We start from the raw sequence: 25,368 nt of genomic DNA on the forward strand, positions 1-25,368 counted from the left end.
TAAAGATTTATAATAGAAATATTTGTTCTTAAGTGGGTCAGTTTAAACCAAATAAATAGCAAGAGATGAAAAATATAAAAGGTTATTTGGTATCTAAAAGATTTCTTTTAATACTCATAACAATAGCTGTATGTACGTCTTGTCAGGATGATTTCCTTGAAGACAAGTTATTGTCTGATACTTCGGTAGATTTTCTGTATTCCTCTCCAGAGGGATTAGAGTCAGCAGTTGTAGGGCTTTATTCATTGAACAGAGGCATTTACGAGAATAATAATTTTAATGGTGCAATCCCATTGGTATTGCAAGGAAAGAATGATCTTTCTGTTGGTGTCACCGGGGAAATTTCCCTTTTTAGCAGGCTATTATGGGGTGCAAGCCTGGGAGACGCCGGTACCGCATTAATATATAACCCTTACTGGGAGACTTATTATAGAATAATAGACAGATCTAACGCTATTATTAAAGGGGCTGAGAATCTAACCAATGTCGATGAAGATAGAAGAAATCAAATATTAGGAGAGGCAAAAGCTATGCGCGCTAATTCTTATTTTATCTTATATAGACTTTTCAATAATATATTTATCACCACAGAACCAACTACTCCTGAAAATGCCTTTGATGTTCCTCAGGATAAATCTTCTGAAGAGGAGATCTTTGCATTATTGAGGTCAGATCTTGATTTTGCCATTGAAAACCTTGATTATAATCCCGCGGAATTTGGACGTTGGAGTCAGGGAGCTGCGAGGCATGTACGTGCCAAGGTGGCCATGTGGGAAGAAGATTATACTGAAGCGGCAGCACAAGCAGATGCGGTTATTAATAGTGGAAATCATAGCCTGGTGGCTACCGAGCAGGTTTTTGCTGATGATATTAATCATTCTGAAACTTTATTTGCGGTAAACTTTGAATTGCAAACTATTGGAGGAGGTGGTCCACATATTATGAACTGGAGCACGGTTTCCAATTATGCCGCTGCCCCAGGTCTGGTTCAATCTGTAGAAAACGGTGGAAATGGTGTTGGATTTCTTTCTTTGAACGATTATGCAATAGACCTTCTTAATGAAGATCCCAATGACGAAAGAAGAGATGGTACATACTATATTTTTGAATACGAATATAATGATGAAGCCACACTTCCAGCTGGAAAAGAAATCGGGGAACCTTTAGACTTATATGTGAACAGCGAAACAGATCAGAATGAATTTATGCTTTATTATGGTAGACAAAATCCTGGAGTAATTAAGTTTCTGGATGCGACTGTGGAGCCTACAGATAGAAATCATTTTAAAAACGTGATGGTTTATAGACTTGCTGAAACCTATCTCATAGGAGCTGAAGCGCATATGATGTTAGGAAATACAACTAAAGGATTAGAGTATCTGAATGCTGTAAGAACAAGAGCTAATACAGCCGAGGTATCGCAGATAGATTTACAGGCTGTTCTAGATGAAAGAGCTAGAGAATTAGCTTTCGAAGGTCAACGTTGGTATACCTTAAAACGTACAGGGAAATTATACGATTTCCTTCTGGATCATATGAATAATGACAATATGAATGAATCTTATCCTGAAGGAAATCCTAAGAATATACTGAGAGAGTATATGAAAAACTGGCCTATTCCTCAGCAGCAAATCGATCTCTTGGGGCCAAACTATCCTCAAAATGAAGGTTACAACTAAGGATTGAAAATATTAGGTAATTAAAATTTTAAGAAATGAAAAGGAATAAAATAATACAGAAAATACAGAACCTTGATTTTTCTACGGTTCGTATCCTTCTATTTTTAGGGGTAATTGCAATATTGGCATCCTGTGAAATGGAGGATGATATACCACCTCCATCGGCCTATGTTGCACCCGAACCTGTTGAAGGATGTGTGCAATTAGAAGGTGTCCCTGAACTATCAGAAGGAATAGACTTCGAATGTCTGTATCCTGAATTCGGAACTTTTGGAGGAACCGACGCTGGGACTATAACTGTTGAGCCCTCCGACAATCCTTTTATAGAAGGAATTAATACCTCAGATAAGGTAATTATGGTTACCCAGACTGCTGGAGTAGAAGGCTGGGCCGGAATATTCTTTGATGTGGCAAATAAAATTGATTTCTCTGAAGAACAAACTATTAAAGTGAAGGTAAACTCACCGGCCGCTGGGCAGACTATTCTTCTGAAACTAGAAGATAGTGCAGATTCATCCCTTAATAAGGAAGTTTCTACAACCACTACGGTAGCTGAAGGATGGGAAGAGCTTTCATTTACATTCGCTGCAGGTGATTCAGACAAATTTGACAGAATGGTACTTTTCTTTAATTTCAATGGAGATAAAGATGCAACAACAGTACATTATTTTGATGATATAAATCTAGGTGAAGCGGGTCCTGCAGAGGATCCTATGAAATTACCTGTTACCTTTGATGACCCGTTGGTAAATTATGATGTAGTACCGTTTGGTGCAGAAGGTACAGCTTTCGAAATCGTGACTAATCCAAACCTTTCTGGAACTAATGATATTGATTCACAGGTTGGGGCAATAACTAAAACAGGTGCTGCTTATGAAGGGGCAACTTTTAACCTAAGTGAAGCACTAGACCTGTCTGGCGATAATAAAACTTTAAGTGTAAAAGTATATTCTGAAGTTGCTTACACCGTATTATTAAAATTAGAAACAGGTGTTAACGATGAAAGATCTAACGAAGTTTCTGCAGATCATGGTGGAACAGGCTGGGAAACCCTAAATTTCGATTTCGCCACAGATGCAACAACTAGTTATCAAAGCGACAGTGATCCAGGAGGTGAGGCTATTGTTCCTGATGGGCAATATGATCAAATTTCATTATTCCTTGACCTTGCAGGAAGTGCTTCTGGTACTTTTTATGTAGATGATTTGATTTATGTAGAAGGTGATGGGGGATCTGCAACAGCTCCATCTGAAGCTGCGCCAACACCTACGGCTGATGCAGCCAATGTACAGTCAATATTTAGTGATTCCTATACAGATCCAGCCGGTATAAACTACTATCCAGACTGGGGACAGTCTACTACATTCGAGGTTTTAGATTTTGATGGTAATGAGGTGATAAAATATGGAAATGCTAATTACGAAGGAATAGATTTCGGTGAAGCTTTAGATCTTACTTCTTATTCTACTTTAAGAATAGATGTATGGTCTGGAGATTATACCTCTATACTAATTTTCCTAATTAGCGCTGGTTCCGGTGAGAATTCTGTAAATATGAATGTAACACCAAACCAGTGGAATACTATTGAGATTTCATTAGCAGACTTTACAAGCCAGGGTCTTGACATTAGTGATATTATTCAAATAAAATTTGATGTTCAGCCAGAAGTTGGAGGTGCATTTTATTTAGATAACCTGTATTTCACAAGTGAAGCAGCTGCCGTAACAGAGCCACAATCTGCGGCTCCAACACCAACCGCGGATGCTGGAAATGTACAGTCAATATTTAGTGATTCCTATACAGATCCAGCCGGTATAAACTACTATCCAGACTGGGGGCAATCTACAACATTCGAAGTTTTAGATTTCAGTGGCAACGAAGTGATAAAATATGGGAACGCTAATTACGAAGGGATAGATTTTGGTGAAGCTTTAGACCTGACTTCTTTTTCTTCATTGAAAATAGATGTTTGGTCAGGTGATTATACTTCCATTCCAATCTTCTTAATTAGTTCTGGATCTGGTGAGAAATCTATTAGTATGAATGTTACTCCAAACCAGTGGAACACTATTGAAATTCCATTAGTTGACTTTACAGACCAGGGACTTGATATTAGTGATATTATTCAAATAAAATTTGATGTTCAGCCAGATAACGGAGGTAGCTTTTATATAGATAACCTTTATTTCTCTAAAGGAACAGAGACATCTGCTCCAGCAGAACCAACAACGGCCGCACCAGCTCCTACTGCAGGTTCTGGTGATGTGATTTCTATCTTCAGTGATGAATATACAGACCCGACAGACATTAACTATTATCCAGATTGGGGTCAATCAACAACATTTGAAATGATTACTCTGGAAGGAAGTGAAACTATTAAATATGGGAATGTTAATTACCAGGGGATTCAATTTGGAGAGGCATTTGATCTTACAGCTTACAACTCTGTAAAAATCGATGTATGGTCGGGAGATTATACTTCTATTTCTTTTTTCCTAATTAGCCAGGGATCGGGAGAAAAATCAGTGAGTCTTAGTGTTACTCCAAATACTTGGACGACAATTGAAATTCCATTATCAGATTTCACAGATCAGGGACTTTCAGTAAATGATATTCATCAAATAAAATTTGATGTTCAGCCAGATAACAGCGGTGCATTTTATATCGATAATCTGTATTTCCAGAAATAGGGATAAGCAGTAATGAGATTTTCGAATATTATAAATTTTTGATCATCAGATCCTGGTAGTTTGCTACCAGGATAATGGTGATTTTAGATCTTGAATATTGTAAAAAAATATTAATTGCAGGCGCGTATAATTATTTGAAGATTGATTAATGAAAATGAAAAGAATAATATGTCATATAATTTTAGAAGTTCGACCTTCTTCTACTTTGCTTTTTCCGTGCTACTATTCCTTAACTCCTGTAGTTCAGACGATTCAGGAACCGATAAACAGGTTTCAAATTTACAGGTAAATGTAACTCTGGTGGGTGCAAATGATCAACAGCCTAATGGAGATGGATCTGGAGTGGTTCAGGTAACGGCGACGGCTACAAATGCGGTGAGTTATGCATTTAGATTTAATAGCGGTGAGGTTCAGGAAAGCAACTCAGGAAATATGGAATACACTTTTTCTGAAGAAGGAACATATGATTCAAATGTTGTAGTATGGGCCTATTCAGCATCCGGGGAGTTTGTGAATGAAACAGTAGATTTCACTGTATTTAAATCTGACCAAAAGTTCAATACACTTGTGTTCTTCGATGAATTTGAGGATGAAGGAAGTTTGGATGAACTAAAATGGCATCATCAGGTCATACCACCAAATAATGGTAGCTGGTTCAATGGCGAGTTACAGCATTACACAGCTCGAACTGAGAACTCCTATGTGAGCGATGGGACCTTAAAAATTAAAGCCATTAAAGAACAATACACCTATAATGGTTCAACTAAATCCTATACATCTGCGCGCTTAAACTCAAAATTTGCCTTTACTTTTGGGCGGGTTGAGGTAAGAGCTAAACTGCCAGCGGCGGCTGGTACCTGGCCTGCAATCTGGACATTGGGTGCAAATTGTAATGAAACAGGTAGTTATTTTGAAGGTCAGTATGGTAGCGGACAATGGCCCGGTTGTGGAGAAATTGATATTATGGAACAGACAGGCTGGGATAAGAATGAGGTTATTTCACATTTCCATTGGGGAGATGGAAATACTGGAGAATATAAGAATACAGGAGGTACCAGAACTGTTCAAAATACCTCGAGTGAATTTCACATTTATTCAATGGAATGGACTAGCAGTAGTATAAAGACTTATGTAGACGGGGAATTAATTTTCCAACTGCCCAATTCCTCAGAAAAACCTTATGATAATCCACATTATTTATTGTTGAATATAGCGATGGGAGGAAATTTGGGAGGTGACGTTCCAGCCGACTTTACAGAGGCTATTTATGAAATTGACTACGTAAAAGTATTTCAATAGATGTTGTATATCTAAGCTTAATCCCTCAGGGTAATTGCTCCGGGATTCTTTTAATTAATCAGGAAGAATTTAATAGTGTTCCTTTTTTTGGAACCCCTGAAACACTGGGGTTTTCGGGATAATTATTCTTTTAAACTAATTTATATGAGACTCAAAGATTTAAATACCTTCGTAATACTGGCTATTCTTTTCAGCGGATATTCATATGCCCAGGACATAGCTGCCACAGCAGAAACAGACACCCTCTTCTTTGATGATTTCTCTGGAAATTCTCTCGACAGGGAGAAATGGAATGTCGTTGGGACCGACTTTTGGGTGAATAATGAGCAGCAGATCTATGTAGATTCCACTGCAACTATTTTTAATGTAAAAGGCGCCGATGCAAAAGGAGCTGAAAATGCTCTGGTACTCAAAGCCCATTATAGCCCAAACTATATAACTTTTAGAGATAATAATTTCGATTTTATTTCTGGAAGAATTAATACCCGTGATAAAGTAATGTTTACCTATGGTACAGCCGCTGCCAGGATGAAACTTCCGGAAGGTTCAGGATTCTGGCCAGCGTTCTGGGCTCTGGGTGGTGGTAATTGGCCTGAAACCGGTGAGATCGACATCATGGAATATGTGGGAGAGACAGATTGGATAGGTGTGGCTCTACATGGTCCGGGATTTTCCGGGGAAACCCCATTGGTCAATAAATATTTCTTTCCGGAAGGGGAAGATGTAACAGACTGGCATGTATATTCAGTTGACTGGACGCCAGAAGGAATTAATTTTAAAGTTGATGGAAGATTGATCTATCGGGCTACAAAACCTATGGTAGAACATTACGGGAAATGGTCTTTTGATAATCCTAAATATCTTATTCTCAACTTAGCTCTTGGTGGTGCTTATCCGTATAAAACCAATGGAGTTGAAAAACCATATAATGGAATTCCCGAATCAACACTGGACCTTATAAAAGATGGAAAAGCTGAGGTTTATATTGACTGGGTCTTGATAAGTAAACAAGATGGCGTAAACTAATACGAGGTCATTTCAGATTAGCAAAAATAATATTTAGAACAAAAACAGGAATGCAAAATAATATTGAGCACAAACTCAAGTAAATTTTTGATTCATAATAATTTACCTTCATGAGAAAATATTTCTTGATCATTTCTTCCTTTATTCTAGGGACACTGGGGTCTACTGCACAGAATTCTGGTATCCAGAGTACTGTGAAAGACGTTGAGACTAAAGTTGATTCGGTATTAAACCTGATGACCCTCGAAGAGAAAGTTGGACAAATGATTCAATATAACGGTAGTTGGGACCTTACAGGGCCTGCTTCTGAAGTTGGAAATAAGGAAAAAGAAGACCGCCTTAAAAAAGGACTGGTTGGTTCAATGCTAAATGTGCTTTCTGTCGAAGCTACAGAAAAAGCGCAGAGAATGAATATGGAGAACTCAAGGATCAAAATTCCTTTGATCTTTGGTTATGATGTGATCCATGGATATAAAACTATTTTCCCGGTGCCACTTGGGGAGACCGCAAGCTGGGACCTTGAGGCTGCTCAGGAATCGGCCAGAATTGCTGCATTAGAATCTGTAGCACAGGGAGTGAACTGGACCTTTTCACCTATGATAGATATTTCCAGAGATGCCCGTTGGGGTAGGATCATGGAAGGATCTGGGGAAGATACCTACCTGACGTCTAAAATCGCTGTAGCTAAAATTAATGGTTACCAGGGAGATGACCTTTCAGATCCAAAGACTATCGCTGCAACTGCGAAACATTTTGCAGGTTATGGACTTGCTGAAGGTGGTAGAGATTACAATGCCGTGAACATCGGTAAATATGAGCTTCATAATGTGGTGTTACCACCATTTAAAGCTGCTGCAGATGCGGGAGTAGCTACTTTTATGAATTCTTTCAATACTATTGACGGTATACCCGCTACCGGAAGTAAAAGTCTGCAAAGAGATCTTTTAAAAGGTAAATGGGACTGGCAGGGATTCATAGTTTCAGACTGGGGTTCTATTTCAGAAATGATCCCCCACGGATTTGCCCGTGATAAGATTCATGCTGCTGAAATTGCCGTTATCGCTGGTAGCGATATGGATATGGAAGGTGGTGCTTATGAAGCTGGATTAGAACAGCTGGTTAAAGAAGGTAAGATAGATGAAGGGTTGATTAATGAAGCTGTAAAAAGGATTCTTCGCGTTAAGTTCAAAATGGGCTTATTTGAGGATCCTTATAAATACATGAATGCTAACCTGGAAAATGAAGTGCCTTATGATGAGCATAGAAAGACTGCTCGCGATATTGCAAAAAAATCTATCGTTCTATTAAAGAATGAGAATGATCTCTTGCCTATAAAATCTTCAGTTAAGAAAATAGCAGTTATAGGTCCACTGGCAGATGATAAAGATACGCCCATAGGAAACTGGAGGGCACAGGGAGAAACGAATTCAGCAGTTTCAGTATTAGAAGGATTGAAAAATACAGAATTTAATTCGAAAATCACTTATGCCAAAGGGGTTGCGCTTGGCCAGGGAGAACGCAGTTTTTTGATGCCCCTGGAGATCAATAAAACTGACAGATCTGGAATTCCAGATGCTGTGGCCAAAGCCAAAGATGCCGAATTGGTGATCATGGTTCTTGGTGAGGACGCATTTCAATCTGGAGAAGGACGTAGCCAGGCAAATATAGGTCTTGCAGGTTTACAACTTGAATTACTTAAAGAGGTTCAGAAGGTAAATAAGAATATTGTTTTAGTACTGATGAACGGTAGGCCTATGGAAATTACCTGGGCTGCTGAGAATATTCCTGCAATTGTGGAAGTGTGGCAATTAGGAACTGAAAGTGGTAATGCAATCGCCGATGTGCTTTTAGGAAAATATAATCCCTCAGGTAAATTACCGGTTTCATTCCCTAGAGCTGTTGGTCAGGAGCCACTGTATTATAATAGAATGAATACAGGTAGGCCTGCCAACGATCTGCATGTGACCTATTCTCACTATACAGATATCACCAACGGGCCATTATATCCTTTTGGTTTTGGGCTAAGTTATACTACTTTCAATTATGGTGATGTATCATTATCTTCAGAAGAACTATCTGAAGGTGGATCTCTTACCTTAAGCGTACCGGTTACTAATTCTGGTGATGTAAAAGGAAAGGAAGTCGTTCAGCTTTATCTTCATGATCTTGTTGCAAGTGTAGCCAGACCAATCAAAGAATTAAAAGGTTTTAAAATGGTAGAATTGGCTCCCGGTGAAACAAAAACAATTGAATTTATCATTAGCGAAGAAATGCTTAAATTTTACGGTGCTTCTGAAAAATGGGAAGCTGAACCAGGAGAATTTAAGTTAATGGTTGGTGGAAATTCTGAAGAGCTTAAGACAGTTAAATTTAATTATAACAAGTAATGAGAAAATATTCCGAAATAATAATCACGGGAAGCTTTTTAATTGGAGCCTTCCTTTCTGGACAGTCACAGGAAAAAATCATTTTTGAAGAGAACTTCAATGGTGATAAACTGGATATGAGCGTCTGGAATTATGAAGAAGGTGACGGTTGTCCAAACCTTTGCGGCTGGGGAAATAATGAAGAACAGATTTACGACCGCAAGTATGTAGAGGTGAAAGATGGCAACCTCGTGATCACAGCAGTTAAGAAAGACGGTGAATATTATTCGGGAAAGATCAATTCCAAAAACAACGTTGAATTTACCTATGGAGTGATAGAAGTAAGGGCAAAAATTGCTACGGGTAAAGGTCTCTGGCCTGCTATATGGATGTTAGGTGCAAATATTAGCGAGGTTGGATGGCCTGCTAGTGGTGAAATAGATATTTTGGAGTATATAGGTAGAGAAACTGGAACAGTTTTCACCTCTCTGCACACCCCTGCCAGTCATGGCAATACAATAAATACAAAGAAGACTAAGATTAAAGATATCGAAGAAGGTTTTCATACCTATAAAGCTGTATGGACTAAGAATTATATTGAATTTTTTGTAGATGATGAGCAGTTGTACAGATTTACTCCAGAGAAATATGATGATAAACATTATCCTTTCAGAAAGGATTTCTATTTCCTTATAAATATGGCAGTTGGTGGAAATCTTGGTGGTGCCGAAATAAATGATCAGGCCTTACCAGATAAATTCTATATAGATCATATCAAGGTAACTGAGCTTCCTGAAGATTTGTAAAAGTACAGGCGAAACCTGGAAAATTATTGGGTTAGCTAGCCTATGTGGATGATTAGCTAAGGTTTCGCTTTTTTTGTTTATTGACTTCTAATATGTGATTAAAACATAAATCACTGAAAAAGTGTATATTAAACCCTTAAATCTTAGGGTATGGAACTACGATATACTAAATTTTTCTTCGTTCTAATTTTCTTTCTTTCCTCTTGCGGTAGTACTTACATTTATTATAAAAAAGATGCCAAGGTTAAATCAGCCTTTGCTAATAAGGGGAATCCACCGCAAACAGTGCAACAAACAAATGTTGACATCTCCATTGGAAATTGGAGGCTGGATGCTTTATCTGTTTCTCCAGATGGAACCCACCTTGCTTTGGGCATGGCTCAATTGAATTCTCCAACTCGAAATAGTAATGGGAAACTCGAAGTTTATAGTGAATTTGGTAGAAATTTGAAATATACTTTTAAAGATGCCGATCTAAAAAGAATGATAGAAAGCAAAGCTGATTTGGAATATCCTGATGCTGTTTATGCTTTTCATCCTTTCAATGTTGGCTATGAAAATAAGAATATTTTGATCGCTCATATTCAACCCTGGTCATCTTCTGATGGTATCCCCCAGGATGTAGCTTTAAAAATTGATTTAAAAACAGGGAAAGCTGTTGGAGTGCAATTTTTTCCGAGAACAGGTAGACCTCCAATGCCGCAACATGCTTCTAAGGATAAATACAATTTTGAGGTTATTAATGGAGAAATGTTCGTGAATGGCCAGAAATTAAATGGAATGCCATCCGGGCTGGATCCCAAATTGCATGATGAGGTAACTCTCGGTAAATGATAGGATATTAATTCAAATTCCGCTTTTCAATAAAAAATCTTTTTAAAATATCGCTGGCTTCTTTTGCTAAAATTCCGCTTTTTACTTCGGTTTTAGGATGTAATTGAACCCCAAATTTTCTGTAACCTCGCTGGAGATCTTCTGCAGCGAATACAATTTTTGAGATCTGACTCCAGTATAAAGCTCCTGCACACATCTGGCATGGTTCCAGGGTAATATACATGGTGCAATTCTGAAGGTACTTCCCGCCAAGAAAATTTGCTGCGGCAGTGATCGCCTGCATTTCGGCGTGAGCGGTTACATCATTTAAAGTTTCCGTCAGGTTGTGCCCGCGTGCGATTATCCTGTCATTTATAACTACAACAACTCCAACCGGGATCTCTCCTTTTTCATAGGCCGTTTCAGCTTCTTCCAAAGCCTTTTTCATAAAATATTCATCGTTGAATGGAGACAGCATCATTAAATTTTTCCTGAAAGATATAAATTTTGAAGGTTGAATTATAGCAAGCCCTGTGCAATTCAGTTGCATAATGTAACTTTGCGGGGTATGGCCGGAATTCTAGAAAATATAAATACTCCTTTAGATCTTAGGGATCTGAAGGAAGAAGAACTAGCTCAGCTTGCTCAGGAACTTCGTAGATTCATTATTGATATTGTTGCTACCAAAGAAGGACATCTTGGAGCTAGTCTTGGAGTGGTGGAACTAACCATTGCCTTGCATTATATTTTTAATACTCCCAAAGACCTCCTGGTTTGGGATGTTGGACACCAGGCATATGGTCATAAGATCTTAACCGGCAGGCGTGATAATTTTGAAACCAACAGGCAGCTTAATGGATTAAGCGGATTTCCTAAGCGAGAAGAAAGTGAATACGATACTTTTGGGGTGGGGCATTCTTCTACCTCTATCTCGGCAGCATTGGGAATGGCAATTGCTTCAAATTTAAAGGGAGAAACCGAAAAACAGCATATAGCCGTGATCGGGGATGCTTCCATAGCCAGCGGGATGGCCTTTGAAGGATTAAATCATGCCGGAGTAACCAAAGCGAATCTCTTAGTAATTCTTAATGATAATGCGATTGGGATAGACCCAAGTGTTGGAGCATTGAAGGAGTATCTTACCAAAGCCAGAGTTGGTTATAGACCATCCCGGGATAATATTATTGAAGCGCTCAACTTTAAATACTTCGGGCCGGTAGATGGTCATGACCTAAAAGGCCTTTTAAAGGTGCTGGAGGAAATGAAAGCTATCAAAGGACCCAAGTTTCTACATGTGATCACAAAGAAGGGGAAAGGCCTTAAAAAGGCTGAAGAGGATCAGGTTAAGTATCATGCTCCCGGGAAGTTTGAACCGAATACGGGTGAGCTTCTGAAATATGACACTGATGGATTGCCTCTGAAGTATCAGGATGTATTTGGGCTTAGTCTCGTAGAACTGGCAGAAAAAAATGAAAAGATCATCGGGATCACTCCGGCTATGCCTACAGGGAGTTCATTAAAGTACATGATGAAAACTTTCCCAGAAAGAGCATTTGACGTGGGTATCGCAGAGCAACATGCCGTCACTCTTTCCGCAGGGATGGCGACACAGGGATTTGTGGTCTATTGTGCTATTTATTCTACCTTTCTGCAAAGAGCCTATGATCAGTTGATACATGATGTGGCTTTACAAAAATTACCGGTGATCTTTTGCCTGGACCGTGCAGGACTGGTAGGAGAAGATGGAGCCACGCATCACGGAGTCTTTGATATTGCTTATGCCAGGTGTATTCCCAATCTTATGATCGCTGCACCAGCAAATGAAGTAGAGCTTAGAAACTTATTATATACCGCTCAATTAGGCCTGGATGCACCACTAATAATTAGATATCCAAGAGGTAGGGGAGTTTTAAATGAATGGAAGCTGCCTTTTGAGAAAGTAAAGATTGGTAAGGGAGAATGTATAAAAGAGGGTAGTGATCTGGCTGTTCTAAGTATTGGTAATATGGCCTGTAATGTAGATACCGCAATCAAGCAATTACTTTCGCCTGGAAAAGTCGCCCATTACGATATGAAATTCGTAAAACCAATGGATGAAGAATTGCTTAAAGGCATCTTCAAGAAATACTCAAAAATCATTACTGTAGAGGACGGAGTGAAAAAAGGTGGTTTTGGGAGTGTAATTTTAGAATACGCGGCAAGCCTTGGTTATAAGGGAGATATCGAAATATTAGGTGTCCCCGATGAATTTATTGAACAAGGAAGTGTAGATCAATTACAAGAAATTTGCGGAATTCACGTTGAAGGAATACAAGAAAAAATAAAATCTATGATATAGATTTTTTATTTTCGCAATTCCGAAAACCCAAGTCAATAAATGAAGTTCCGAATCCTACTATTCCTTTTCTGCCTTACATCACTAAAAACTCTAGCCTCTGATAATAAATTTATTACAGTAAGGGATACTACTTCAACCATATCAAAAGACACTACAAATACAGATTCCATGATGATCTACTGGACCGAGAAGAACACTTTTGGAGTGAATCTTAGTGAGGTGGCTTTCGTGAACTGGAATTCTGGTGGTAATAACTCTGTTTCAGCACTTTTTTACGCCAACTTTCAAAGGAACTTCGAAAAAGATTATACGATCTGGAAAAATTCGGCTTCGCTGCGGTATGGTATCAATGCCCAGGAAGGACGTGAGATCAGAAAGACAGAAGATGAATTAAGACTGAATTCATCCTTCGGCTTCAGGCAGGATAGTACATCAAACTGGTATTATTCGGGAAAATTTAGTTTTAATTCTCAGTTCTCCAATGGTTATAAGTATCCAGATACCGAAGTTGCCATTTCCAGGTTTATGGCCCCAGGTTATACCTTTCTTGGTGCCGGAACAGAATTTTCGCATCCAGAGGAAGATCTAACAGTATATCTATCTCCCATAACTTTCAAATCTACCTTTGTACTGGACCAGAGACTGGCCAATGAAGGTATGTTCGGGGTGGAACCTGCGGTCACAGATGAACTGGGAAATATTCTAAAGGAAGGAGAGAACGTTAGGACAGAATTCGGGTTCCTGGTCACCAGTGGCTTCAGTAAAGAGGTCTGGGAGAATATCGACGTAAACAATCAGGTAAGTCTTTATTCAGACTATTTGAATAAATTCGGGAATGTAGATGTAGACTGGCAATTATCAGTGAACATGCAGGTAAACGACTTTGTAAAAGCTAACGTTGGCACCCATATTCGCTATGATGATGATGTAAAATTCAAGGAAGATACCAACGGAGACGGGAAGCTAGAAACTTCCGGTCCGCGTATTCAGCTTAAACAAATGCTGGGTGTAGGTATCGTATATGATTTCTGAACTTAAAGGCTTTGTCCCTTATATTTTTTAAAAGATGCTACCGTCATTCCATCGGTAAGTGAAGCTGTATAGGAACAAATCCCTATTAGTTTCTCATAAACCGATTCACTTTCCATTACTGGATCCAATTCCGGAACCGATTTTAAAACCAGTTTAGTAAAATTAGAGCTTTCAGCATTCCTTTCAGGAAGTATAGCTTTAGTGTAAACATCCAGGAGGTAAGAAAGCATTCTGTATCCCGCAATTTCTTTGCTTATCACCTCTTCACTCTGATAGATCTTTTCAATACTAATCTTAATGATATCCTTGATCTGAGCCTCATATTTGCTCATATCGAATAGAGATTCATGAAATTCACCGTTTAAAATGGCTTCTTCATTCTGAATAAAAATATCAGCCGCTTCAACGATCAATGTATTTATGGCAAGTGAACGCAAATATGCTAACCTGTCTGCAGTACTTTTTAGTTGATTATACTTGCCAGTATTAATGTTATCCTTAACCAGTTTTATAAGGTATTCAAGGGCATAATCTTCATCTATAAGCCCAAGATTTATCCCGTCTTCAAAATCGATGATCGTATAGCAAATATCATCTGCTGCTTCAACCAGAAACGCCAGTGGGTGCCTAGAATAGCCAATATCCTTTCCGTCCCTGGTCTTTTTAAGACCCAGTTCTTCGGCTACTTCCTCAAAAACAGCTCTTTCACTTTGGAAAAATCCGAATTTCTTATCTTCAATTTTATTCGTTGGTTTGTGTGGTAAAGATTCTTTAGGGTATTTAGTAAAGGCTCCCAGAGTGGAATATGATAATCTTAGACCTCCGGTAATTCCCGGTCTGTTTTCAGTAAGTATCTTGAAACCATTTGCATTACCTTCAAATTTCACCAGGTCCTGAAATTCTTTTTCTGAAAGCTGATCCTTGAATCGGTTCCCGTTCCCATGGCTAAAATATTCGCCAATAGCTTTCTCTCCTGAATGTCCAAAAGGTGGATTTCCAATATCATGAGCAAGCGCAGCCGCGGCTACAATTGCTCCGAAATCGTTCATTCTATAACCAAAAGTATCTCTTAAATGAGGATGTTTTTCAATTAGTTTCTGGCCGGCGAGTCTGCCTAAAGATCTTCCCACAACCGAAACTTCAAGACTGTGTGTTAGCCTGGTATGTACGAAATCTGTCTTGGAAAGCGGTATCACCTGAGTCTTATCCTGTAAACTTCTAAAGGCAGAAGAAAAGATGATCCTGTCGTAATCCACTTCAAAACCCAGACGGGTTTCATTCTGTTCTTTTCTTAGTCTTTTATGTGTGTCTCCAAATCGTTTAAGAGATAAGAGTTGCTCCCAATTCATATAAATGTCTTTGTTGTGGCCCAAAAATATTAAAAAAGGGAAGTAATAACTACTTCCCCTTCTTAATTCAAATTTGTATTAGCCAAATTTTTAAGAACCGCACATTAAACAGTCGTCACCCTCAGCTTCTTTAGACTGAGCGATGATCGCTCTTAACTCCTCGGGAGATAGAGCTCCTTCCTCTTCAGTTTGTGCAGAAATAACAGGTTGTGATTGTGCTTTAAGTTTTTCAGCCGCTTTAGCAGGAGCATCAGTAGTTACTGCAACGGGTTCTTTCTTCTTTTCTTTCTCCAGGGTAAACTTAATGGCGTCTACTGCAGATTTAGTTCGCAGATAATACATACCTGTTTTAAGTCCGCTTTTCCATGCATAGAAGTGCATCGAAGTAAGCTTGCTGTAATTCGCATTTTCCATGAACAGGTTAAGCGATTGAGACTGATCTATAAAATATCCTCTGTGTCTGGACATGTCGATGATATCTTTCATGCTCATTTCCCAAACGGTCTTGTATAGTTCTTTAAGGTCCTCAGGAATAACATCTATATCCTGAACCGACCCATTATTTCTCATGATCGCGTTCTTCACATCTTCAGTCCACAGGTCTCTGGAAACCAGGTCTTCCAGTAAATGCTTGTTCACTACAATAAATTCTCCAGATAATACTCTCCTGGTATATATGTTAGAAGTGTAAGGTTCAAAAGCTTCGTTGTTTCCAAGGATCTGAGAAGTAGATGCGGTAGGCATAGGTGCTAGTAAAAGAGAATTTCTAACTCCGTTCTTCATAACCTGCTTGCGCAATTTTGTCCATTCCCATCTTCCGCTTAATTCTTCATCTTTTATTCCCCATAAGTTATACTGAAATTCTCCCTGGCTTATTGGTGATCCTTCAAATGTTGAGTATGGTCCTTCTTCTTTCGCCAGTTCCATAGAGGCGGTAACAGCAGCGAAATATAAAGTTTCGAAGATCTCCTGGTTCAGTTTCTTAGCCTCGTCTGAAGTGAAAGGCATTCTAAGTTTTATAAACGTATCAGCAAGACCCTGCACCCCAAGTCCAACCGGACGGTGGCGCATGTTTGAATTTTCAGCCTCCTTTACGGGATAGTAATTCCTGTCTATAACCTTGTTAAGGTTTTTGATAACTCTCTTCGTGATCTTAAAAAGCTCTTTATGATCAAATTCGTTACCCTTAATAAACATAGGTAGAGCAATAGAAGCAAGGTTACAAACCGCTACTTCATCTTTACTGGTATATTCTAAAATTTCAGTACATAGGTTTGAAGAGCGAATGGTACCAAGGTTCTTCTGATTAGATTTCCTATTTGCTGCATCCTTGTAAAGCATGTAAGGAGTTCCGGTTTCAATCTGAGATTCCATGATTTTTTCCCATACCTCACGCGCTTTTATAGTTCTTCGGCCTTTTCCTTCAGCTTCATATTTTTCATAAAGCTTTTCGAATTCTTCGCCGTAAGTGTCATACAATCCTGGACATTCATGCGGACACATTAAAGTCCACTTTCCATTTTCCTGAACCCTTTTCATGAATAGATCTGGCATCCACATGGCATAGAATAGGTCCCGAGCTCTCATTTCTTCCTTTCCATGATTCTTTTTGAGGTCAAGGAAGTCGAAAATATCAGCATGCCACGGTTCCACATACATGGCGAAAGACCCTTTTCTCTTTCCGCCACCCTGGTCTACGTAACGTGCAGTGTCATTGAAAACTCTTAACATTGGTACAATCCCGTTTGAAGTACCATTAGTACCGGAAATATAAGAACCTGTGGCTCTTACATTGTGGATAGAGAGTCCAATTCCCCCGGCAGATTGAGAGATCTTGGCAGTTTGTTTAAGCGTATCGTAAATTCCGTCTATGCTATCATCTTTCATAGTAAGCAGGAAACATGACGACATTTGGGGTTTAGGAGTACCCGAGTTAAAAAGTGTTGGAGTAGCGTGGGTGAAGTATTTTTTAGACATCAGCTCATAGGTTTCTATGGCTGCATCTAGATCATCAATATGAATCCCGATAGAAACCCGCATTAACATATGCTGAGGTCTTTCGGCGATCTCTCCATTCAATTTAAGAAGATAAGATCTCTCCAGTGTTTTGAATCCAAAGTAATCATAACCGAAATCGCGGTTATAGATGATCGTAGAATCCAGTTTTTCCTTGTTTTCCATGATCACCTTGTAAACCTCTTCAGAAAGGAGTGGAGCTTTCTCATCGGTACGAGGATTCACATACTCAAAGAGATCTGTCATAACCTCAGAGAAGGTCTTCTTGGTATTTTTATGCAGGTTGGAAACAGAGATCCTGGCGGCAAGTTTAGCATAGTCTGGATGTGCTGTAGTCATTGTTGCTGCGATCTCTGCAGCAAGATTATCAAGTTCACTGGTGGTTACGTTGTCGTAAAGACCTTCAATCACACGCATCGCGACCTTAACAGGATCTACTAATTCGTTGAGACCATAACACAGTTTTTTAACTCTGGAAGTGATTTTGTCGAACATGACGGGTTCCCTTCTCCCGTCTCTTTTAACTACATACATACGCTACAATTTTAGTTAGTTGGGCTAAAGTATCTTGGGAAAGAGTATTAGCATTCCAGGCCGGTGGTTAATCCGGATTAATAAAAATATAATTTCGGGTGAAAACAAAGATCAACTTGCGCCAAATTGGGGGGCTTGGCGCAGTTGCTCTTTAGAAATCAGCATCAAAGCTGATCTCGTCTGATTCTTTGTCTTTGTTCATTACTCCTGCCTTCTGGTATTCACTTACTCGTTTTTCGAAGAAATTGGTTTTACCCTGCAGGTTGATCATATCCATAAAGTCGAATGGATTTGAAACATTGAATTCTTTTTCACATTCCAGTTCTACAAGTAGCCTGTCGGTTACGAACTCCAGGTATTGAGTCATTAACTTGGCATTCATACCAATCAAACTAACAGGAAGTGATTCGGTTACGAACTCACGTTCTATATTTAGAGCATCGATGATGATCTTTCTTATTTTTTCTTTTGGCACTTTGTTAACCAGGTGATGGTTGTGCAGGTGTACTGCGAAATCACAATGCATTCCTTCATCTCTTGAGATAAGCTCATTAGAAAAAGTAAGCCCGGGCATTAAACCACGCTTTTTCAACCAGAAAATAGAACAAAAGGCTCCTGAGAAAAATATACCTTCTACGGCAGCGAAAGCGATCAGTCTTTCAGCAAAAGAATCTGAATCTATCCACTGTAAAGCCCAATCTGCTTTTTTCTTGATTGCCGGGAAAACCTCTATAGCTCTGAATAACTTGTCTTTTTCTTTATCATCTTTTACATAAGTATCTATCAAAAGAGAATAGGTCTCAGAATGAATATTTTCCATCATGATCTGGAAACCATAGAAGAATTTAGCTTCGGAATATTGAACTTCATTTACGAAGTTCTCGGCAAGGTTTTCATTTACAATCCCATCTGAAGCTGCAAAGAATGCCAGAATATGTTTTATAAAATATCTTTCGTCTGAATTTAACTTATTGGTCCAATCGGTTAAATCCTGGTGAAGATCAATTTCTTCAGCGGTCCAGAAACAAGCCTCCATTTTTTTATACCAATCCCAAATGTCATGATGTTTGATCGGGAAGATGACAAAGCGATCTTTGTTCTCCTGCAAAATGGGTTCGTTCTGGGCCATAATTGTTAAAATTTTAATTCTTTGTGGTTATAATTGAAAAGTGTTTAACAAATATTTAAAAATGAGACAGATAATGAAAGAATATAAGAGAAACGTTTTCAACAAAGTTTTCAACACTTGTCTTCCCAAGTTTTTCATACTTTCTTGTTAAATAAGGATAGTAAACACCTGTAAAACAAATTGTTATAATTTGTTAATAATTTTATAACCAAAAAGATTGTTTGAGGTTATAAATCAAGTGTATAAGTATGAAAGAACTCTGAAAAAGGCCTTGAAATATGAGGTTTTAACGAATGAAAACCGGTAAAAATTACCGGTTTTCTAGAAAACAGAATTAATTTTTTGGTTGGTCCACCTATAATAATTTGTTGGGTATAGATAGATATTTAACTCTGTTAATATCATTGATTTGATAAATACGACGAATTTACCGCCTTAATTATCATGTAATTAAAAATTTCGGGGGGATAAAAAGAATGAATATTCTTTTTATTTTCAGAATAAACCTAAATATAGTGAAAATATTGAATGAAAATTAAGGTAAGCTACTGAAAATTAGTTCGTTGATTTGGTTTTTTTCTGAACAGTTTCAGCAATAACCTCCAGTTCTTCATACCAGTCTTCTCCAAACTTTCTTATTAAAGCATCCTTCACAAACTTATAAATAGGCACCTGTAATTCGGCTCCCAGACTGCATGCATCATCACAAATTTCCCAGCGATGATAATTAACTGCTGAAAATGCTGAATATTCATCAACTCTAACCGGGTATAAATGGCAGGACACTGGTTTCTTCCAGTTGATATCACCCTGGTTATAAGCTTCTTCAATTCCACATAAAGCAGTTCCCCTATCATCAAAAGTCACATAGGCGCAATCTGCTCCATTGATAAGCGGTGTTTCAATTTCGCCATTCTCACGGGTAATATAAACACCCTGTTCTTCAATTGCTTTTATTCCTTCTTTACGTAAATATGGCTTTACTTTAGGGTAGATCTCTTCCATAATTGCTCTTTCCTCGGGCTCAACAGGAGCTCCTGCTTCACCATCTATACAGCAGGCACCTTTACAGGCTGAAAGATTACACACAAAATCATTCTTGATGATCTCTTCTGATACTAAAGTCTTACCTAATTGAAACATGGCGCAAAGATAATTTTCTATGGTTTATGTCGAAGAAATTGGCTAAAAAACTTTACATAAATTTAACCTGTCCACCCGATTGTTAATCAGATAACTTGAAGTACTTTTGCCGCCAATTTTGAAAGAAGGAAGTTATGTTTAAAGTATTAGATGTCAAGCAGATATTTACAGCGGGGATGGTGCTTTTTGCGGTTATCGATATTATTGGAAATATTCCAATTATTATCGATCTAAGAAAGAAAGTAGGACACATTCAGAGCGAAAAGGCCTCATTTGTTGCGGGGATTATCATGATCGTATTTCTATTCCTGGGGAAAGAGATTCTGAATCTTATTGGGATAGATGTTAATTCATTTGCCGTCGCCGGTTCATTTATACTATTCTTCCTTGCTTTAGAAATGATTTTAGGAATTAGCCTTTATAAAGATGATGCGCCAGAGACAGCTTCTGTAGTTCCTTTGGCATTTCCATTGATCGCTGGAGCCGGTACAATGACCTCCCTGGTTTCTCTGCAGGCTGAATATGAAACGGTAAATATCATTGTTGCTATTATTATCAATATTATATTTGTATACCTGGTTCTAAAGTCTTCTTCTAAGATCGAGAAGATCCTTGGATCACAGGGAATCAATGTAATTAGAAAAGTTTTTGGAGTAATTCTACTAGCTATTGCAGTTAAACTTTTCGCCGCAAATATTCAGAACTTATTTTAATGAAGTATTTTATTTATACCATTATTTTCTTAGCAGTAGTATTTATTGGGATTAGCGCCGGTAAGCTGGATTTTCAGAATTTAATGGAAGGGGATAGCGCAAATGCCTTAATAGTAATTGCAGCAAGCCTTTGTGTAATTGTATTAATGGTCATACTTCTTGTGTCAAGAACGATCTCAAGGAAGCATGCATAATTCTCCGGAATTCGATGTGTTGATCATAGGAGGTGGGGCAGCAGGTCTTTCCTGTGCCCTGGTAATAGGGTCTGCTTTAGAAAAGCCATTCGCTAAAGATAAAAAAGCCGGGATCATCCTGCATCAAAAGGCCTCGCATTTAAATTCAGCATTATTAAATAATGTCTTCGGAATTCCTCCCGGAACAAAGGGAAGCGATCTTCTAAAAGAGGGAGCTAATCATCTCAAGAATCTATATCCTGAAATGGAACAAATTCCCGGAGAAAAGGTTAAGGAGATTAGGGAGGTTGAAGATAGATTCAAGATAATTACCAATAGGAACGAGTATATTTCTAAATCGATCGTGGTTGCTATTGGTTATACGAGTCCATTTAGGATAAGCGGACTGGAAGATTATCTAATACCACATAAAAAGGCCAAAATCTCGAAGAACAGGCTGCAATTAAAGAATGAAGATCACCTGGTGAAACCAGGATTATATGTTGCCGGAACTCTTGCTGGCTGGCGTAGCCAATATAGTATTGCAACTGGTAGCGGTGCAGCTGTGGCTACAGATATACTTACTGAATGGAATGATGGAGCGCACACTAAGGTGCATGATAAATTACCTTAGGAAGTAAAAAATGATCGTTACGGGTAGGCTAACTATTGCAGATATCATAAAGCTTTGCTGTAGATTTCTATATAACAGGGCTTTTTTTAGCTGTATTGTGAATTCCGGATCTTCTGCAGCCTTTATCTGATTCTTTAGAACGCTTCTGGAGACATTCGATGAATTGATCAAAATTTCTTTCTTCAGGAATAGATAAGCGCTATTATCCATCAATCTAAATATTACTGCTATTATAAACAGGAAAAGAGGCGCTAGGGGCCAGATTTCTGATAGATAGACAAGAAATTTTTGCATCGAAATGCCAAAATATTATTTTTCCCTGGACAACTCGATCACTTTCTCGATTATTCGGTCATCTTCATTTAAATACCGTTCAAATACATTCGTCCCAAATAATTGTTGGGCGATTTCGGCTTTTAAATACTTTCTAAGAAGAGGTTTATGAGAATCACTGGTAGATTTCATCCCGATATTTAATTGTCGTAAATATCTGTCAAAATCTGTGATCATTTTATCGGTGATCTTGATCTCTTTTCTAAATTTTTCCTTAGTTATAGAGTTGTAATACTCCCTGTTCTCTTCAAGGATAGAAAAAACAAAACGGCGTAAGTAACCGCTTCTTAGGAGGAAATTAAGTTTCTCTTTTTCTGAATCTGTATCCTTGGCAACGAATATGTCTGGGATGATCCCTCCTCCACCGAAAACGATCTTGCCTCCGGGGGTTTTATATTTTAAAGAATCATTTACCTCGATACTGTCTTCATTGTTCAATTCACCGTTTTTATAACGTCGCATGTAATCATTGAAATAGGATTCATTTCCGTTATTATATGGTTTCTGAATGGATCTACCCGTGGGCGTGTAATACCGGGCAATGGTTAACCTTACAGCACTCCCATCCCCAAGTTCCATTTCACGCTGAACCAGGCCTTTGCCGTAAGAACGCCGACCAATAATGGTCCCCACATCATTGTCCTGTAAGGCCCCGGCGACCACCTCACTTGCTGAAGCAGAATTTTCGTTGATAAGCACATATACTTTACCATTTTCGAAGCTGCCTTTTCTTTGGGCATAGGTTTCTTCAATAGCTCCGCTTTTATTCTTGGTGAAAAGGATCAACTTATCATCCTTTATAAATTCGTCTGCTATATTTATGGCTTCAGAAAGGTATCCACCTGGATTATCCCTTAGGTCCAGGGCTATTTCTTTGGCCCCTTTCCCTTTTAATTCCTTAATGGCTTCACTAAATTCGTTATAGGTCGTTTCAGAAAACCGGTCAATTTTAATATATCCGAGCTTCTCTGTAAGCATATAAGATGCGTTAACACTCTTTAAAGGTACTTTTCCTCTCTTAATTTTAAATGTAAGCAGGTCTTCAATTCCTTTACGTAAAACTTTGATTGTAACCCTTGTATTCTCTTTGCCTTTTAGCTGTGTGGTAACGGAATCTTCACTTATATCCAGATTAAACAGCTTTTTGCCATTTGCATAAAGTATGCGATCACCACCCCGGATGCCCAACTTTTCACTGGGGCCGCCTTCCATGGCATTTATTACAACTATGGTGTCCTGGATATTATAAAAACTAACTCCAATTCCCACAAAATCACCTTTCATGTTCTCGGTCACTCTTGCATATTCATCTTTGGGGATATAAACCGAGTGCGGGTCAAGGTTTTCCAGGATCTTGTTTACCGTAACATCCACGATACTATCTGTATTCACATCGTCTACATATTCATAGTCGATATAATCTATGAGGCGGTTTAGTTTTTGCTTCTTGGGATTAGCTGTAAATAGCTCGTCTGAAGGGTCAAAATTTAGCCTCGCGCCAAGAATAAGGCCTATGGCACAAGCAATGCTTAATAATAGCGGAGTGTATATTTTATTTTTTCCTTTCAATCTTCGAGTTCAGATATTTGCTGAAGTTCAACTCCAGCTTTTTCAAGAAATTCCAGTCCGGAGTTATCCTTATAATCAATATGATAAACCAGCCTGCTAATACCAGATTGGTGTATCAACTTACTACATTCCTTACAGGGCGACATGGTTATATATAGCGTGGCGTCCTTACATGATTGTGTAGAACCAGCAACCTTTAAGATCGCATTGGCTTCAGCATGCAATACATACCATTTGGTATAACCTTCATCATCCTCACAAAAATTTTCAAATCCAGATGGCGTTCCGTTATATCCATCAGATATGATCATTCTATCTTTAACAATTAACGCGCCAACCTGTTTTCTATTACAATGGGATAATTTACTCCATTCATTGGCAATTCTCAAATAAGCCTTGTCGAATTTTTGTTGTTTTTTCTTATTCATGGAAATTGAAAAAGACTAATAGGTCTATAATTAATAATAGACTGCAAATTAAAAGATTATTGGTAAAATCACTGCTGAAAATTCCAATATCTAGAGGGCCAGAAAACTTTTATGCAGAATTGGTAGTATAATCCCAATAACGATAGATGCGGTAACCAGGATCCAGTCCCGTTTTGAAACGTTTAGGACATTCTGAAATAGGAAACCTATGATCATAACCGCTAAAACTACAATAACCTGTGCAGCTTCTATTCCCAAAGCGAATTCTATGAGCGGTAGAAATTTGCTTTCAGCTCCTGCGGCGATCATTTTAAAGTAGGATGAAAAGCCCAGACCGTGAATAAGTCCGAAGAAAATTGTGGTAAAATATAATACGTTGTAATTTGTATTTCTCACCTTTTTTCCAGCAGTGGCAATATCAAAAATCGCCGTTGCGAGAATGGTTACGGGAATTAAGAATTCCACATAATCTGAATCTACTCTAACGATTTCATATACTGAAAGGAATAAGGCAAGGGTGTGTCCCAATGTAAAAAGTGTGACCAACCATAAAACTCGTTTCCAGGTGCTAAAGCCGTAAGAGGCTACAAGCACAATTAAAAATAAAACATGATCATATGCCTGCCAGTCGAGTACGTGATCTAGTCCAAGCCTGAAGTAGAGCCAAAATTGCGACATAAATAACTTTTAAATAGGAAAGACCCGAAATTACAACATATTAATACAATCACAAAAACCCCTCGAATGGGTATTTCATCTGGAGGTTAAATATTTTAGTTTTATCAGCTGAATTAATATGGGGAATATATTTTTTAAACTGCATTTTACTGTACGTCAGTACTTGAAAGTTATAATTAGATAATTTTTTCGAAATTAGAGCTTATTTTAAAAAACATTAACCAACCAAAAATTTTAATTAAATGGATAAGGAATACGAAAGAGTTCAATTTGGAGTAGATAGCAAAAAACTTCATTTTAAAACCAATGGAGGAAAATTATCTGAAGTAAAGTTCAAAATTCACTTTCCCGAAAAGTTCGAATTCTTAAACGCAGAATTTACAGAGAAAGAAAAAATAGAAATATATTTCAAAGGAATAGCCGGATCTACTGTAAACGAGAATTGGTCCTCTTCTATTAAAGAAGAAACGCAAAATATTACTGTTGATCTGAGTAATGTAACCGGAATTCCTAAAGTTATGGGGATTGAATATATCCTGTCTGCAGTTAAGGCTAAAACTGAAGAAGGTTTTGTGCCTGAGACCGCTGGTGGTGGAATTTTAGTTGGAACTGGAGGTTAA

The 25,368-nt window shown here is 38.3% G+C and carries 22 protein-coding genes; 13 read left to right on the forward strand and 9 right to left on the reverse strand.

What is annotated here, in order from left to right; translation table 11 throughout:
• Positions 1-65: 65 nt before the first annotated feature.
• The 7 genes from G530_RS0102830 (at position 66) to G530_RS0102860 (ending at position 10,700) form a co-directional block, all read left to right on the forward strand.
• Positions 66-1,679, forward strand: coding sequence for a RagB/SusD family nutrient uptake outer membrane protein (locus G530_RS0102830; protein ID WP_026933084.1), 1,614 nt, complete (start codon positions 66-68; stop codon positions 1,677-1,679).
• A gap of 35 nt (positions 1,680-1,714) precedes the next feature.
• On the forward strand, positions 1,715-4,369 hold the full coding sequence (locus G530_RS0102835) for a hypothetical protein (protein ID WP_026933085.1): 2,655 nt from the start codon (positions 1,715-1,717) through the stop codon (positions 4,367-4,369).
• A 168-nt stretch (positions 4,370-4,537) separates the two neighbouring features.
• Entirely contained in the window at positions 4,538-5,668 is a 1,131-nt protein-coding gene (locus G530_RS0102840; protein WP_026933086.1) for a glycoside hydrolase family 16 protein, read from the forward strand.
• A 144-nt stretch (positions 5,669-5,812) separates the two neighbouring features.
• On the forward strand, positions 5,813-6,694 hold the full coding sequence (locus G530_RS0102845) for a glycoside hydrolase family 16 protein (protein ID WP_026933087.1): 882 nt from the start codon (positions 5,813-5,815) through the stop codon (positions 6,692-6,694).
• Between the two features lie 110 nt (positions 6,695-6,804).
• A complete protein-coding gene (bglX, locus tag G530_RS0102850; RefSeq protein WP_026933088.1) occupies positions 6,805-9,081 on the forward strand; it encodes a beta-glucosidase BglX in 2,277 nt (758 codons plus the stop codon).
• Positions 9,081-9,866, forward strand: coding sequence for a glycoside hydrolase family 16 protein (locus tag G530_RS0102855; RefSeq protein ID WP_026933089.1), 786 nt, complete (start codon positions 9,081-9,083; stop codon positions 9,864-9,866). The genes bglX and G530_RS0102855 overlap by 1 nt, the downstream gene beginning before the upstream one ends.
• A 150-nt stretch (positions 9,867-10,016) precedes the next feature.
• A complete protein-coding gene (locus G530_RS0102860; RefSeq protein WP_026933090.1) occupies positions 10,017-10,700 on the forward strand; it encodes a hypothetical protein in 684 nt (227 codons plus the stop codon).
• 7 nt (positions 10,701-10,707) lie between these two features.
• On the opposite strand, the gene G530_RS0102865 is transcribed toward G530_RS0102860, so the two are convergent.
• Positions 10,708-11,157: a nucleoside deaminase gene (locus tag G530_RS0102865; RefSeq protein WP_026933091.1), complete on the reverse strand. Its 450-nt coding sequence runs from the start codon at positions 11,155-11,157 to the stop codon at positions 10,708-10,710.
• A gap of 90 nt (positions 11,158-11,247) precedes the next feature.
• Between G530_RS0102865 and G530_RS0102870 the strand changes: the two genes are divergently transcribed.
• Positions 11,248-13,017, forward strand: a complete 1,770-nt coding sequence (locus G530_RS0102870; RefSeq protein ID WP_026933092.1) for a 1-deoxy-D-xylulose-5-phosphate synthase — start codon at positions 11,248-11,250, stop codon at positions 13,015-13,017.
• Positions 13,018-13,056: 39 nt separating this feature from the next.
• Positions 13,057-14,049, forward strand: coding sequence for a DUF3078 domain-containing protein (locus tag G530_RS0102875; RefSeq protein WP_026933093.1), 993 nt, complete (start codon positions 13,057-13,059; stop codon positions 14,047-14,049).
• 2 nt (positions 14,050-14,051) lie between these two features.
• Here the strand turns inward: G530_RS0102875 and dgt are convergent, their stop codons facing one another.
• The 4 genes from dgt to G530_RS0102895 form a co-directional block, all read right to left on the reverse strand.
• Positions 14,052-15,398 (reverse strand): dGTP triphosphohydrolase, encoded by a 1,347-nt coding sequence (gene dgt / locus G530_RS0102880; RefSeq protein ID WP_026933094.1) that lies wholly within the window; start codon positions 15,396-15,398, stop codon positions 14,052-14,054.
• Positions 15,399-15,488: 90 nt separating this feature from the next.
• Positions 15,489-17,948, reverse strand: coding sequence for a ribonucleoside-diphosphate reductase subunit alpha (locus tag G530_RS0102885; RefSeq protein ID WP_026933095.1), 2,460 nt, complete (start codon positions 17,946-17,948; stop codon positions 15,489-15,491).
• A 151-nt stretch (positions 17,949-18,099) separates the two neighbouring features.
• Positions 18,100-19,077, reverse strand: a complete 978-nt coding sequence (locus tag G530_RS0102890; RefSeq protein WP_026933096.1) for a ribonucleotide-diphosphate reductase subunit beta — start codon at positions 19,075-19,077, stop codon at positions 18,100-18,102.
• Between the two features lie 555 nt (positions 19,078-19,632).
• The gene (locus G530_RS0102895) at positions 19,633-20,220 is read right to left on the reverse strand and encodes a DUF3109 family protein (RefSeq protein ID WP_026933097.1); all 588 of its coding nucleotides are present in this window, start codon (positions 20,218-20,220) and stop codon (positions 19,633-19,635) included.
• A gap of 134 nt (positions 20,221-20,354) precedes the next feature.
• On the opposite strand from G530_RS0102895, the gene G530_RS0102900 reads away from it, so the two are divergent.
• Genes G530_RS0102900 through G530_RS0102910 form a run of 3 tightly spaced genes read left to right on the forward strand, consistent with a single transcriptional unit; the run spans position 20,355 to position 21,740 of the window.
• Positions 20,355-20,933 (forward strand): MarC family protein, encoded by a 579-nt coding sequence (locus G530_RS0102900; RefSeq protein ID WP_026933098.1) that lies wholly within the window; start codon positions 20,355-20,357, stop codon positions 20,931-20,933.
• Positions 20,933-21,127, forward strand: a complete 195-nt coding sequence (locus G530_RS0102905; RefSeq protein WP_026933099.1) for a hypothetical protein — start codon at positions 20,933-20,935, stop codon at positions 21,125-21,127. The genes G530_RS0102900 and G530_RS0102905 overlap by 1 nt, the downstream gene beginning before the upstream one ends.
• Positions 21,120-21,740 carry an FAD-dependent oxidoreductase gene (locus G530_RS0102910; RefSeq protein WP_026933100.1) on the forward strand — a complete coding sequence of 207 codons (621 nt, stop codon included), beginning with the start codon at positions 21,120-21,122 and terminating at the stop codon, positions 21,738-21,740. Before G530_RS0102905 ends, G530_RS0102910 begins: the two co-directional genes overlap by 8 nt.
• Here G530_RS0102910 and G530_RS17735 read toward each other — a convergent pair.
• From G530_RS17735 to G530_RS0102930, 4 genes are all read right to left on the reverse strand, one after another.
• Positions 21,732-21,950, reverse strand: a complete 219-nt coding sequence (locus G530_RS17735) for a hypothetical protein (RefSeq protein WP_240472122.1) — start codon at positions 21,948-21,950, stop codon at positions 21,732-21,734. The genes G530_RS0102910 and G530_RS17735 overlap by 9 nt on opposite strands.
• A 99-nt stretch (positions 21,951-22,049) precedes the next feature.
• On the reverse strand, positions 22,050-23,642 hold the full coding sequence (locus G530_RS0102920; protein WP_026933102.1) for a S41 family peptidase: 1,593 nt from the start codon (positions 23,640-23,642) through the stop codon (positions 22,050-22,052).
• On the reverse strand, positions 23,639-24,070 hold the full coding sequence (locus G530_RS0102925; RefSeq protein ID WP_026933103.1) for a deoxycytidylate deaminase: 432 nt from the start codon (positions 24,068-24,070) through the stop codon (positions 23,639-23,641). Before G530_RS0102925 ends, G530_RS0102920 begins: the two co-directional genes overlap by 4 nt.
• A 90-nt stretch (positions 24,071-24,160) precedes the next feature.
• Positions 24,161-24,748: a HupE/UreJ family protein gene (locus G530_RS0102930; RefSeq protein WP_026933104.1), complete on the reverse strand. Its 588-nt coding sequence runs from the start codon at positions 24,746-24,748 to the stop codon at positions 24,161-24,163.
• Between the two features lie 242 nt (positions 24,749-24,990).
• On the opposite strand from G530_RS0102930, the gene G530_RS0102935 reads away from it, so the two are divergent.
• Positions 24,991-25,368, forward strand: coding sequence for a hypothetical protein (locus tag G530_RS0102935; protein ID WP_026933105.1), 378 nt, complete (start codon positions 24,991-24,993; stop codon positions 25,366-25,368).

This window comes from Christiangramia echinicola DSM 19838, assembly GCF_000423065.1.
Taxonomy (GTDB): domain Bacteria; phylum Bacteroidota; class Bacteroidia; order Flavobacteriales; family Flavobacteriaceae; genus Christiangramia; species Christiangramia echinicola.

Coding starts and splice junctions, on each gene's coding strand:
- G530_RS0102830 (WP_026933084.1), top strand. CDS start 66: ATGAAAAATATAAAAGGTTATTTGGTATCTAAAAGATTTCTTTTAATA.
- G530_RS0102835 (WP_026933085.1), top strand. CDS start 1,715: ATGAAAAGGAATAAAATAATACAGAAAATACAGAACCTTGATTTTTCT.
- G530_RS0102840 (WP_026933086.1), top strand. CDS start 4,538: ATGTCATATAATTTTAGAAGTTCGACCTTCTTCTACTTTGCTTTTTCC.
- G530_RS0102845 (WP_026933087.1), top strand. CDS start 5,813: ATGAGACTCAAAGATTTAAATACCTTCGTAATACTGGCTATTCTTTTC.
- bglX (WP_026933088.1), top strand. CDS start 6,805: ATGAGAAAATATTTCTTGATCATTTCTTCCTTTATTCTAGGGACACTG.
- G530_RS0102855 (WP_026933089.1), top strand. CDS start 9,081: ATGAGAAAATATTCCGAAATAATAATCACGGGAAGCTTTTTAATTGGA.
- G530_RS0102860 (WP_026933090.1), top strand. CDS start 10,017: ATGGAACTACGATATACTAAATTTTTCTTCGTTCTAATTTTCTTTCTT.
- G530_RS0102865 (WP_026933091.1), bottom strand. CDS start 11,157: ATGCTGTCTCCATTCAACGATGAATATTTTATGAAAAAGGCTTTGGAA.
- G530_RS0102870 (WP_026933092.1), top strand. CDS start 11,248: ATGGCCGGAATTCTAGAAAATATAAATACTCCTTTAGATCTTAGGGAT.
- G530_RS0102875 (WP_026933093.1), top strand. CDS start 13,057: ATGAAGTTCCGAATCCTACTATTCCTTTTCTGCCTTACATCACTAAAA.
- dgt (WP_026933094.1), bottom strand. CDS start 15,398: ATGAATTGGGAGCAACTCTTATCTCTTAAACGATTTGGAGACACACAT.
- G530_RS0102885 (WP_026933095.1), bottom strand. CDS start 17,948: ATGTATGTAGTTAAAAGAGACGGGAGAAGGGAACCCGTCATGTTCGAC.
- G530_RS0102890 (WP_026933096.1), bottom strand. CDS start 19,077: ATGGCCCAGAACGAACCCATTTTGCAGGAGAACAAAGATCGCTTTGTC.
- G530_RS0102895 (WP_026933097.1), bottom strand. CDS start 20,220: ATGTTTCAATTAGGTAAGACTTTAGTATCAGAAGAGATCATCAAGAAT.
- G530_RS0102900 (WP_026933098.1), top strand. CDS start 20,355: ATGTTTAAAGTATTAGATGTCAAGCAGATATTTACAGCGGGGATGGTG.
- G530_RS0102905 (WP_026933099.1), top strand. CDS start 20,933: ATGAAGTATTTTATTTATACCATTATTTTCTTAGCAGTAGTATTTATT.
- G530_RS0102910 (WP_026933100.1), top strand. CDS start 21,120: ATGCATAATTCTCCGGAATTCGATGTGTTGATCATAGGAGGTGGGGCA.
- G530_RS17735 (WP_240472122.1), bottom strand. CDS start 21,950: ATGGATAATAGCGCTTATCTATTCCTGAAGAAAGAAATTTTGATCAAT.
- G530_RS0102925 (WP_026933103.1), bottom strand. CDS start 24,070: ATGAATAAGAAAAAACAACAAAAATTCGACAAGGCTTATTTGAGAATT.
- G530_RS0102930 (WP_026933104.1), bottom strand. CDS start 24,748: ATGTCGCAATTTTGGCTCTACTTCAGGCTTGGACTAGATCACGTACTC.
- G530_RS0102935 (WP_026933105.1), top strand. CDS start 24,991: ATGGATAAGGAATACGAAAGAGTTCAATTTGGAGTAGATAGCAAAAAA.